The sequence below is a fragment of the Azonexus sp. genome, from assembly GCF_036170495.1.
Taxonomy (GTDB): Bacteria; Pseudomonadota; Gammaproteobacteria; order Burkholderiales; family Rhodocyclaceae; genus Azonexus.
Window position 1 is genome coordinate 22,888 of sequence record NZ_JAVHPH010000392.1, and the last position, 11,425, is coordinate 34,312.

The 11,425-nt window shown below is 63.3% G+C and carries 12 protein-coding genes and 1 riboswitch; of the genes, 11 read left to right on the top strand and 1 reads right to left on the bottom strand.

Annotation, left to right across the window (positions count from 1 at the left end; all coding sequences use genetic code 11):
• The first annotated feature begins 101 nt into the window (after positions 1-101).
• Positions 102-710, top strand: a complete 609-nt coding sequence (locus ADADOO_RS14495) for a sensor histidine kinase (RefSeq protein ID WP_511278214.1) — start codon at positions 102-104, stop codon at positions 708-710.
• A complete protein-coding gene (locus ADADOO_RS14500; protein WP_511278215.1) occupies positions 710-2,080 on the top strand; it encodes a response regulator in 1,371 nt (456 codons plus the stop codon). Before ADADOO_RS14495 ends, ADADOO_RS14500 begins: the two co-directional genes overlap by 1 nt.
• Here ADADOO_RS14500 and ADADOO_RS14505 read toward each other — a convergent pair.
• Positions 2,077-3,552 (bottom strand): cobyric acid synthase, encoded by a 1,476-nt coding sequence (locus ADADOO_RS14505; protein ID WP_511278216.1) that lies wholly within the window; start codon positions 3,550-3,552, stop codon positions 2,077-2,079. The genes ADADOO_RS14500 and ADADOO_RS14505 overlap by 4 nt on opposite strands.
• Before the next feature lie 201 nt (positions 3,553-3,753).
• Between ADADOO_RS14505 and ADADOO_RS14510 the strand changes: the two genes are divergently transcribed.
• The 9 genes from ADADOO_RS14510 to ADADOO_RS14550 all read left to right on the top strand — a co-directional run.
• The gene (locus ADADOO_RS14510; protein ID WP_511278217.1) at positions 3,754-4,311 is read left to right on the top strand and encodes a hypothetical protein; all 558 of its coding nucleotides are present in this window, start codon (positions 3,754-3,756) and stop codon (positions 4,309-4,311) included.
• Positions 4,312-4,321: 10 nt separating this feature from the next.
• Complete coding sequence (locus ADADOO_RS14515) at positions 4,322-4,843, top strand: gluconate 2-dehydrogenase subunit 3 family protein (protein WP_511278218.1); 522 nt, start codon at positions 4,322-4,324, stop codon at positions 4,841-4,843.
• Positions 4,840-6,531, top strand: a complete 1,692-nt coding sequence (locus tag ADADOO_RS14520) for a GMC family oxidoreductase (RefSeq protein ID WP_511278219.1) — start codon at positions 4,840-4,842, stop codon at positions 6,529-6,531. Before ADADOO_RS14515 ends, ADADOO_RS14520 begins: the two co-directional genes overlap by 4 nt.
• Before the next feature lie 55 nt (positions 6,532-6,586).
• A riboswitch (cobalamin riboswitch) is annotated at positions 6,587-6,772 on the top strand.
• Between the two features lie 42 nt (positions 6,773-6,814).
• Complete coding sequence (gene bluB, locus ADADOO_RS14525; protein WP_511278220.1) at positions 6,815-7,561, top strand: 5,6-dimethylbenzimidazole synthase; 747 nt, start codon at positions 6,815-6,817, stop codon at positions 7,559-7,561.
• Positions 7,561-8,469 carry an adenosylcobinamide-phosphate synthase CbiB gene (gene cbiB, locus ADADOO_RS14530; protein ID WP_511278226.1) on the top strand — a complete coding sequence of 303 codons (909 nt, stop codon included), beginning with the start codon at positions 7,561-7,563 and terminating at the stop codon, positions 8,467-8,469. Before bluB ends, cbiB begins: the two co-directional genes overlap by 1 nt.
• Positions 8,462-9,454: a threonine-phosphate decarboxylase CobD gene (gene cobD / locus ADADOO_RS14535; protein ID WP_511278221.1), complete on the top strand. Its 993-nt coding sequence runs from the start codon at positions 8,462-8,464 to the stop codon at positions 9,452-9,454. Before cbiB ends, cobD begins: the two co-directional genes overlap by 8 nt.
• Positions 9,451-10,368: a cobalamin-binding protein gene (locus ADADOO_RS14540; RefSeq protein ID WP_511278222.1), complete on the top strand. Its 918-nt coding sequence runs from the start codon at positions 9,451-9,453 to the stop codon at positions 10,366-10,368. Before cobD ends, ADADOO_RS14540 begins: the two co-directional genes overlap by 4 nt.
• Positions 10,365-11,156, top strand: a complete 792-nt coding sequence (locus ADADOO_RS14545) for a cobalamin-binding protein (protein WP_511278223.1) — start codon at positions 10,365-10,367, stop codon at positions 11,154-11,156. The genes ADADOO_RS14540 and ADADOO_RS14545 overlap by 4 nt, the downstream gene beginning before the upstream one ends.
• A 57-nt stretch (positions 11,157-11,213) precedes the next feature.
• Positions 11,214-11,425 (top strand): hypothetical protein (locus ADADOO_RS14550; RefSeq protein ID WP_511278224.1); only part of this gene is annotated, 212 nt, incomplete at its 3' end.

Consider the following 11,425-nt stretch of genomic DNA (forward strand, 5'->3'; position numbering starts at 1 on the left):
TCACCGCCGCCGCCATCCCGCTGCGTCTCTGCCTGGCGTACACGCTGCGTTCGACAGCCTGACAGGCTAGGCTTCGCCCAAAAACAAACCAGAGACAAAACATGCATAAATTGCTGGATATCCTGGCCTCCGGCGTCCACGACGCCAAGAACCAGTTATTCATCGCCGAATCAATGATCGCCGCCGCCGAAGCGGCCCACGGCATCGCGCTCGGCGAAGCACGCTACGCCATCGAATCGGCCGCCAACCGGCTGTCACGCACGTTGACCGCCTACCACCTGATGCGTCACGACGCCGCGGCCGCCGTCACCCCGACCATCGTCGGCGACGTTTACGACGAAGTCATGCTCGCCCAGCAGAAACATTTGGCCGAACGCGGCATCGTGCTGAGCATCGATTGCCAGGTCTTCGACGAATGGCCGCTTGACCGCGACCTGGTCACCGACATGCTCAATAACGCCGTGCAAAATGCCGGCCGTTTCGCCGGCCAGGTCGTGCATCTCAGCGCCACCACCGACGACGACTGGCTGTGCCTGCGCGTCGACGACGACGGCCCGGGCTTCGCCACGCTGCCGCCGGCAACCGGCACCGGCCTGATGGTGGCTGAGCGCCTGGCCCAACTCCACCACCGCCACCAGCGCCAGGGCAGCCTGCGATTGAGCAACGACAGCCCCCTGGGCGGCGCCCGTTTCGAACTCCGTCTCCCCTGATGGCCGACTACAGCAAAAAACGATTTCTCGTCATTGACGACCAGGCGCAGGCGCGCGATGCGCTGCGTACCGTCGCCCAGCAAGTGGGCGCCTTTGCCGTCGAGTTCGCCAGCAATTATCAGGATGCCATCTTCCGCATCCGCAACAACCTGCCGGACATCATCCTCTGTGACTACATGCTCGGCGAGGGGCGTTCCGGCCAGCAGTTGCTGGAAGAATTGCGGCGCTTCAACCTGCTCCCCGACGAAACCATTTTCATGATGGTCACCGGCGAACAGTCTTACGAACAAGTTGTTTCCGCCGTCGAACTGATCCCCGACGATTACATCATCAAGCCGTTTTCGCCGGACCGGCTTTTGTTGCGCCTTGATCGCATCGTCGCCAAGAAGCTGTTTTTTGCCGGCTACTACAAGGAAAAGCGCCAGCAGGAATACGCCAAGGCCCTGGCCATTCTGGAAGCCGCCCGCGACAGCGAAGCCGGGCGGCCCTACCGCTTTGAAATCCTGCGCCAGCGGGCCGAGGTTTTTCTCGCCAGCGGCGACGTCAAATCGGCCGAAACCGCCTACCGTAACATCCTCGAAAACTACGAATTTCCGTGGGCCCGAGCCGGCGTTGCCCGTTCATTGCACAAGCAAAACCGCCTGCAGGAAGCCCGCGAGGAAATCGACCGGGTGGTCGCCAACACGCCGCATTTCTTCGACGCCGGCGACCTCAAGGCGAGCATCTGCATGGCCCAGGGCGAGCACGCCGAGGCGCAGCAAATCCTCGACGAAATGACCAAAAAAACGCCCCGCAACTATCTGCGCAAACGCCTGCTGGCCGAGGCGGCGACGCTCAACGGCGATACCGCCACGGCGCTGGCCGCCATGGCCGATGTCATCGCCAACGACACCATGCCTGGCGCCATTTCAGCCGAAGACCGGCTGGCCACGGCGCGCAGCCACATCAACGCCGGCGACAAGATCACGGCGGAAAAGGTACTGATCGGCATCCGCGATTCCGAACTACAGAAGATGGGGCTCATGGAACAGGCCGGTTTTGCCGCCCTGCTCGCCATCAGCTCCGTCGAAAAAGGCAAAATCCGCTTTGCCGGCCTGCGCCCGGCCATGCTCGTCACCGAATTCAACAGCACGACGCGCCTCGACATCATGCGCGCCGCCCTCTCGCTCGGCGACCATGAAATGGCCGACCGGCAATCCGGGCAGCTGATGGCTGGCCCCGATGCCAAGAAGGTATTCGGCGTGGCCCGCACGCAATACGCGCTGCACGGCCGGGAAAAGGACTTTCGCGAAATCCAGCGCCAGGTTGCCCTCCAGCGCATCAAGCACGAAGAGGACGTGCCGCCGGCCGAAGCGGCCGATCCGGCCTAACCGCCGGGCTGGCGCGGCAGCAGGGCATCCATCTTTGACCAGTCGAGCGCCGCCTCGACCGAATCGGCCAGCCGGTCGAGATCCGCCGCGCGCCGGGCGGCAAAATCGACCGGCGCGCTTTCCGCCATGCCGGCCCAACCCAGCAATGCGGTCAACGCTTCGGGATGGTCAAAAACGCCATGGCAATAGCTTGCAAAGACTTGGTTGTCGGCCGAAATGGCACCGTCCGTGCGGCCATCGGCCAAGACAACGGCGGCCTGCACCCGATCTGCGCTCCCTGTCACACCGAGGTGAATTTCATAACCGGTCATCGCCGGCTGACCTGGCAAAGATAAGTGACCACTCACATTTCGTAGCTGCTTCTCGGCCTCGAGCGTCGTTTCCACATCGAGCACACCGAGCCCCGGCGTGCTGCCCGGCTGACCTTCCAGCCCCCGCGGGTCATGGATCATCCGGCCCAGCATCTGATAGCCACCGCACAGGCCGACCACCTTGCCGCCGTAGCGCAAATGCTTGTGAATCGCCGTCGCCCAGCCCTTTTCGCGCAACCAGTCAAGGTCGGCGCGCACCGCCTTGGAACCGGGCAGAACGATCAGATCGGCGGCTGGCGGCGTTTCGCCCGGGGCTATCCAGCGGAAATCGACTTCCGGATGCAGGCGTAGCGGGTCGAGGTCGTTGTGGTTCGAAACACGAGGATAAGCCGGCGCGATGACTTTCAATTTTGGCGCTTTTTTCCGGTCGACCGTAGCCGTCGCAATGGCGTCCTCGGCGTCGAGCATCAGGCCGTGCAAATAGGGCAGAACGCCGAGAACCGGCTTGCCGGTGCGCGCCTCCAGCCAGCTCAGGCCGGATTCAAGCAGCGCGATGTCGCCGCGAAAACGATTGATGACGAAACCCTTGACGCGATTTTGCTCAGATGGCGAGAGCAGCGCCAGCGTGCCGACGAGATGGGCAAAAACGCCGCCCCGATCAATGTCGGCAACGATGATCACCGGGCAATCGACCGCTTCGGCGAAACCCATGTTGGCGATGTCGCGGTCGCGCAAATTGATCTCGGCCGGCGACCCGGCCCCCTCGACCACCACGCATTCGTAAGCCGCCGTCAGCCGCCCCCACGATTCGAGCACCGCCGCCATCGCCCGCGGCTTGTAGTCGTGATACGCCTTGGCATCGAGGTCGAAGGCCACCTGGCCGTGGATAACAACCTGCGCTTTTTTGTCGGTCGTCGGCTTCAACAGCACCGGGTTGAAATCGGTCTGCGGCGCCAGACCGCAAGCCAGCGCCTGCAACGCCTGCGCCCGCCCGATCTCGCCGCCATCGACGGTGACGGCCGAATTGAGCGCCATATTCTGCGGCTTGAACGGCGCGACCCGCACGCCCCGACGCTGCAGGATGCGACACAAGGCGGCCACCAGCGTCGTCTTGCCGGCATCGGAGGTGGTGCCTTGGACCATCAGGGGGAAAAATGACATGTGTTGCGCCGAAGTTGAAAAGCCGAATTATTACGGTAATCAGTCGAAACGACCACCCTGACTACCACGCCACAGATAACAGAAGATTTCATCCAAATCGTCCTCAAAACGAGGATGGCAAGCTTCAGTAACAGTGTGTAACATCAGTTACTGATCGCTCAATCATCAGGATTTTCAATTTAGTTTCCAGGAGTACCTTTCATGAAAAAGTCCACCCTTGCACTTGCGCTCGCTCTTGCCCTCGCTAGCTCTTCGGCTCTCGCCGGCAAGTCCCCCCCGCTCTACTCGCTGGTCAACACAACCTCGGGCAGCACCAGCAAGAACAACACCAACGCCTATGCCGGCCTGAACTGGAGCTTGGGTAGCAGTTGGACCCCTGCCCTGGTCCTCGGCGTCTTCCATACCAAAGTGAAATCCGATGGCGACACCCAAGGTGCCAACCTGTCGTTTCACCTCAATCTTGCCGGCGGCATCAAACCTGGAAAGCTTAAGTTGAGCTACCTCAACGGCAAGGAAAAACTTCAGGGTGAATTGGGCATCGGCTACGACTTCATTCGTTCTGCCCCGCTGCTGGGTCTCGGTCTCAACGGACCGTTCGTCGCTGCTGGCGTAGACGGGTACCTTAGCCATGGCGTGGTTCCGTATATCACCCTGCAAAGCCAGGGCAAATTCAGCAAGCCATCCTTGCGGACCACCACGTCATGTGTCCTTGATCCTTTTGGCGCCTATATCGATCCCGATTGCCAGTTTCTCGACTAAGTACGCATAGTTGTCCAAGTTTGCCCAGCCGCCAGTGGATGATCTAGGCTCCATCTCGCGCCGGCGTCTCTGCAAGATCGTCGGCGCTTTCTTTGTCGGTGGCGCTGTCAACCTGGCCTTTGCCGCAGCACCGCTCACACCGGGTGCTGCTGAGCATGCTGCACTGGCATCATTTGTCGACACTCTTTTGCCACGCGACGGGCTGAGCGGCTCGGCGACCGACCTTGGTGTCGACCAGCAGATTTGGACATTCTCGAAGACCGAGCCCGACTTCCGGAAACTGCTCAATCTGGGTTGTCGCTGGCTGAACATGACCGGGGGGCCGCCGTTCTCCAAATTGGCAGTCGATCAGCAATTGGCTGTGGTTTCGTGGATGGCGCAATCTGACTGGAATGAAATTCCGCGCCGTTTCTACGAGCTATTACGCCAGATTTCCCTGGAACTTTACTATAGCGCCCTGAGTGCCTGGCATGGTTTGCCCATCCAGAACCCACCGCAGCCCGTTGGCTACCCGCCTTCTTCCTGGTCATGACCGATAAGCGTTTCGATGCCATCATCGTCGGCGCCGGTGCCGGTGGTGCTGCCGCGGCATGGCGCCTCTGCGAGCAAGGGCTGGCCGTATTGCTGCTCGAAGCCGGCCCGCGTTTCGACCCGGCGCGGGACTACAAGCTGAACCAGCCGGATTGGGAAAGGCATCAGTTTCCAGAGCCACGCGGCAGCCGGGGAACCTTCACGCTGGGACAATTCGACCGCCTTGACCCGGCCGACAGCGATCTCCGCTCCTGGAACAGTTCGATCGGGCCAACCGTACGTAGCGAGACCCGCCAGGCGATGGGGCCCGGCTACTGGCATGTTCAAGGCGTCGGCGGCAGTACGCTGCACTTCGTCGGTGAGTCGCACCGCATGCATCCGGCAGCAATGAAACTGCGCAGTGAACACGGCACCGGGCAAGACTGGCCACTCGGTTATGCCGATCTCGAACCCTACTACGCGCTCTGCGAGACACAGATCGGCGTCGCCGGACCGGAAAGTCAGGGCGACCGCTGGCGCAGCACAGCTTACCCGCTGCCGGCTCACCCATTGAGCCCGTCAGCCCGACTGCTTGCCGCCGCCGGCCAGAAACTCGGCATGACCTGGCAAGCCAATTCGCGCGCGGCGCTCTCGGCCATCTACGACGGCCGCCCGGCCTGCAATTATTGTGGTAACTGCAGCCGCGGCTGCCCGCTGGGGGACAAGGGTTCGGTCGACGTGACCTTTATCCGCAAGGCACTCGCTACGGGTCGTCTTACACTCTGCCCCGGCAGTCCGCTTGCCCGCATCCACAGCCAGGCCAGCGGGCGCATCGATTACGTCGAGTATGTCGTCGGAAGAAAGGTGCACCGGGTCGAAACGCCGCGGCTCATTCTTGCCGCCGGTGCCGTGCAGACGCCGCGTCTTCTATTGGCCAACCGCAGCCGCAGCTTTCCCGACGGGCTGGCCAACGCTTCCCGTCAGGTCGGCCGCAATTTCATGGAGTCGCTATCCTGGAACAGCGCCGGTATCGTGCCTGGCCTGACCAACAGCCATGCCGGGCTGCCCTCCGATGCCATTTGCTGGGATTTCAATCGGCCGGATGCGATCGCCGGCACCATTGGCGGCTGCCGCTTCAATTCCAGCACGCAGGAAATCGGCTTCACCGGTCCCATTTCCTACGCAACCCGACTTTTCGACGGTTTTGGCCAAGGCCTCAAGGACAAGGTGCGCAGCAGCTTCGGCAGTGCCGTGTCGGTCGGCGCCATCGGCGAATTCCTGCCCAACGAGGGCACCTACATCGACCTCGATCCCGGCGAAAGGGATCGCCTCGGCCTTCCCGTGGCACGCATACACTCCTCGCTCGGCCCGGACAACATCAAGCGCCTGCGCTTCATGGCCGAAAAATCACGCCAATTGCTGAAGGCCGCCGGAGTTGAGCAGTTGCTTGAAGAATTCGGCGCCTGGGATAACTTTTCGGCAACTCATGTTTTCGGCACCTGCCGCATGGGTGCGGACAGCAAGACTTCGGTCGTCGATGCGACATGCCGCAGCCACGACCATGCCAATCTCTACATCACCGACGCCAGCGTGTTCCCGTCGAGCGGCGGCGGTGAATCGCCGTCGCTGACCATCGAGGCGCTGGCAACACGAGCCGCCGATGCCATCGTTCACGGCAAGGTACTTCCGCCTTCGCGCCCACCGACCTGAGCGCGGCGCTATTGCCTCAGCGTTGCCCGTCGCTTAGCATCCGCCATTCTGAAATTCAAAAAAAGTATCTCCGGGTGCTGGCCAGCGTTGCTGGCCGGAGAATCGGGAAGGCGGTGCGATTCCGTCACGTGCCCAACGCTGTGAGGAGGACGGGCGATGCTGTTGCCACTGGTTTCGGCCGGGAAGGCGCATCGTTCGGTTGAGTCCAAGTCAGAAGACCGGCCGGGAGATCGTTTGCAGGCTGCTTGGTCAGGCAGCTGTCGTTTTTCCACAAGGGGAATCCATGGAAAACCAAGTTGCAGCATCTTTTTCGGAGGCCGAACGGGCCGCCGTTTATCGCACCATCTTCAATCGCCGCGACGTGCGCGGCCAGTTTCTGCCCGACCCGGTACCCGACGATATTCTTAGTCGCGTCCTGATGGCGGCGCATCATGCGCCGTCGGTCGGCTTCATGCAGCCGTGGAACTTCCTGCTCGTCCGTTCGCCCGAGGTCAAGCGTCGCGTCCGCGAGGTGTTTGCCAAGGCCCATGCCGAGGCTGCCCTGATGTTCCCGGAGGGCAAGCGGGAGATTTACAGCCAGTTGAAGCTCGAGGGCATCGTCGAATCGCCGGTCGGCCTGTGCATCACCTGCGACCGCCAGCGCACCGGACCGGTTGTCGTCGGCCGCACGCACATCAAGACGATGGACTTGTATAGCAGTGTGTGCGCCGTGCAGAACCTTTGGCTGGCAGCCCGCGCCGAAGGGCTGGGGGTTGGCTGGGTGAGCATTTTCAACCAGCCGGAACTCCAGGACGCCCTCGGCATTCCACGCGACATCGTGCCGGTGGCTTATCTGTGCATCGGTTACGTCAGCCATTTTCATGACAAACCCGAGCTGGAAAAAGCCGGCTGGCTGCCGCGTCTGCCGATTGCCGACCTGCTGTATTACGACCAGTGGGGGCAGGCTGATTTTGAACAAAAAGAGCCGTTGACCGTAGCACTCGCCAGCATGCAGGACGACATTCAGCAGCGCGGCGTTTTCCCGAAGTGATGATCGACGGCGCGCTGGCCATGCCCTTGGCGGCGTTGAGTGCGGTTTTGCTCGACCGCTGGCTCGGCGAAGCGCGCCGTTTTCACCCGCTGGTCGGTTTCGGCAATCTGGCCTCGGCCATCGAAAAGCGGTTCAACCGGCGTTCAATCGCCGGCGGCGGGCTGGCCTGGTTGCTTGCCATCGGGCCGTGGGTGGCGCTGGCTTTCTGGTTGCGGCCGTGGGCGCCGTTTGCCGTCGATGTGGTGCTACTCTATTTCGCCATCGGCGCGCAGAGCCTGTGCGAGCACGCCGCGGCTATCGCCAAACCGCTGCAGGAAGGGCGGCTCGACGAGGCACGGCGGCGCGTCGGCTGGATCGTATCGCGCGAGACCGCGACGCTCGACGAATCCGGCATTGCCAAGGCCGGTGTCGAATCGGTGCTGGAAAATGGCAACGACGCCATCTTCGGCACGCTGTTCTGGTTCGCCCTGCTCGGCGGGCCCGGCGCCGTGCTGTTCCGGCTGGCCAATACGCTCGACGCGATGTGGGGCTACCGCACCGAACGTTTCAACCTGTTCGGCCGCTTCGCCGCCCGTTTCGACGATGCGCTGAATTTCATCCCCGCCCGCCTGACGGCCCTGAGCTACGCCGTTCTCGGCCAGACGCGCATGGCGCTGGCCTGCTGGCGGGCGCAGGCGCCGGGTTGGGACAGCCCGAACGCCGGGCCGGTGATGTCGGCTGGCGCCGGCAGCCTCGGCGTGTTGCTCGGCGGTGCGGCGATTTATCATGGCCAGGAAGAAATCCGCCCGCCGCTCGGTGCCGGCCCGGCGCCGGTAGCCGCTGACCTTGGCCGGGCGATCAGCCTGATCCGGCGTAGCCTGTGGCTATGGCTGGCCGTCTTTTTCGTGATTGGATTCGTCAATGCTTGAACACGGTGGCGGCCTGCGCAAAGCCGCGGCGCACTACAACATTCCGCTGGAAAATTGGCTGGATTTATCGACCGGCATCAACCCGGAAGGCTGGCCGGTACCCGCGCTTCCCGCCGAAGCCTGGCACCGTCTGCCGGAAGAAAACGACGGGCTGGAAGCCGCCGCCGCTGCTTACTATGGCAACCCCAACCTGCTGCCGGTCGCCGGCTCGCAAGCCGCCATCCACTGGCTGCCGGCCCTCCTGCCGCGCGCCGTGGTCGCCTGCATTTCGCCGATCTACAGCGAACACCCCCAAGCCTGGCAACGCGCCGGCCACAAGATGCGTTTCCTGCAGAACGCCACGCTGCCGCGCGCCCTGGCTGCGGCGACGCCCTACGTCCTGCTCTGCAACCCGAATAATCCGACGGCCGACCGTCATCCCCGCGACATCGCCATCGACGCCGCCCATCAGCTCAAGAAACGTGGCGGCTGGCTGATCATCGACGAAGCCTTCATGGACCCGACGCCGGAGGACAGCCTGACGCCGCTGGCCGGCACCGAGGAAGCACCCAACCTCATCGTGCTGCGCTCGATCGGCAAGTTCTTCGGGCTGGCCGGGGCGCGCGTCGGTTTCGTCTTCGCCGCGCCCGACATCCTGAACCGCATGAACGAGGCGATGGGGCCGTGGACAGTGAGCGGCCCAGCCCGCGAAGTCACCCGGCTGGCGCTGCAGGACAGCGCCTGGCAAGCCGCCGCCCGAGCCCGGCTGATCGCCGCCGGGGAACGTCTGCGCCAACTGCTGGCGCCGCTCGGCGAGGTCAAATCGACCGCCCTGTTCGCCACGCTGACCAGCGCCCATTCGGCCGAGCTGCACGAAACCCTCGCCCGCCAGGGCATCCTGACCCGCCATTACGACCAGCAACCGCTGCTGCGCTTCGGCCTGCCTGACGACGAAGCCGGCTGGCAGCGGCTGACCGAGGCGCTTTCCGCCTGGAGAACAAGTTGAAATTTGGCCTTTTTTTCCGGTTGACCGTGGGGCCAGCCTTTGTTTCTGTGGTCGCAGCAACGCTCGTTTCCACCGCCGCCCACGCCGATCTCGTCGTCCAGGACGACACCGGGCAGGAAATCCGGATGAAAGCACCGGCCAAACGCATCGTCACCCTCGCCCCGCACGCCGCTGAAAGCCTCTACGCCGCAGGCGCCGGCGACAAACTGGTCGGCACCGTCGATTACAGCGACTACCCGCCGGAAGCGAAGAAAGTGCCGCGCGTCGGCGGCTATTCGCGCATCGACCTCGAAGCCATCGCCGCCCTCAAACCCGATCTCGTGCTGGCCTGGGAGAGCGGCAACAACATGACGCAGGTCGACAAACTCAGAGCGCTCGGCCTGACCGTCTATGTTTCGCAGCCGAACACCATCGCCAGCATCGCCAACCAACTCGAGCAACTTGGCCGACTGGCCGGCACCGAGGTGGTTGCCAATGCCACGGCGGATCGTTTCCGCAAGCGCCTCGAAGGCTTGCGCGCTGCCAATGCCGACAAGCCGAAAGTGCGCGTCTTCTACCAAATCTGGAAAGCGCCCCTAGTAACCGTCGGTGGCCCGCAGATCATCAGCGATGCCATCAAGATCTGCGGCGGCGAAAACGTTTTCGGCCAGCTCAAGCAGATGGCCCCCAACGTCACCGTCGAAGCCGTGCTCGAAGCCGACCCGGAAGCCATCGTCGCCACCGGCATGGCCGATGCCCAGCCGGACTGGCTGCACGACTGGGACAAATGGACGCGGATGACCGCCGTCAAACGCGACAACCTGTTCCACATCAACCCGGACATCATGCAACGCCACACGCCACGCATCCTCGACGGCACCGAAAAACTCTGCGCCCATCTCGACATCGCGCGCCGCCGCAGGCCGGCCAAATGAGCCGCACACCGCAACGCATCGTCTGCCTGACCACGGAAACCGTCGAAGTGCTCTACGCCCTCGGCGAGCAGGACCGCATCGTCGGCATTTCCGGCTACACCGTGCGGCCGCCCGAGGCGCGCAAGGAAAAACCCAAGGTCTTCGCCTTCACGAGCGGCGACATCGACAAGATTCTGGCGACCCAGCCCGACCTCGTGCTGACCTTCTCCGACCTGCAAAGCGAGATTTCGCGCGACCTGATCAAGGCCGGCGTGCCGGTTTACGCCTTCAACACGCGCAGCGTCGAGGACATTCTCGGCATGGTCGAAACGCTCGGCCGGCTGGTCGGCGCCGAGGCCAAGGCGCTGGACATCGTCGCCGGACTGGAAGCCGAGATCGCCAAGGCCCGCGCCATCGCCGCCGAACGTTTCGCCAAAACCGGCAAGAAGCCGCGCGTCTATTTCGAGGAATGGGACGAACCGCTGATCAGCGGCATCCGCTGGGCCTCGGAGCTGATCGAGATCGCCGGCGGCGAAGATATTTTCGCCGAACAGGCCCGCTCGCCGCTCGCCAAGGACCGCCGGCCGACGCCGGAAGCGGTCATCGCCGGCGCCCCGGACATCATCATCGGCTCCTGGTGCGGCAAGCACTTCCGCCCCGAACGCGTCGCCGCCCGACCCGGCTGGGAGACCATTCCTGCGGTCAACCGGAAAAACATGCACGAAATCAAATCGGCCATCATCCTAACCCCCGGCCCGGTGGCGATCAGCGAAGGCCTGCCACAATTACTCGCCATTTTTGATCTGTGAAAAGGTCTGCCCCGGCGCCTTCCCTATAATCGCCCTTCAACCCTGAGGACCTGCGCCATGAAGATCTTTGCCCCACTGTTCGCCCTGACCCTGTGCACCGTCGCCAACACCGCTCAGGCCGCCGAGGCAGGGACCGCCGCGGTCGAAGCCATCGGCCGCCTCAACGGCATCGCCCTCGCCTGCCAGCAGCCGGCCCTGGTCGACCGAGCCCGCAACGCCGTGATTACCAACGCCCCGAAAACCCGCGCTTACGGCGAAGTTTTCGAGAA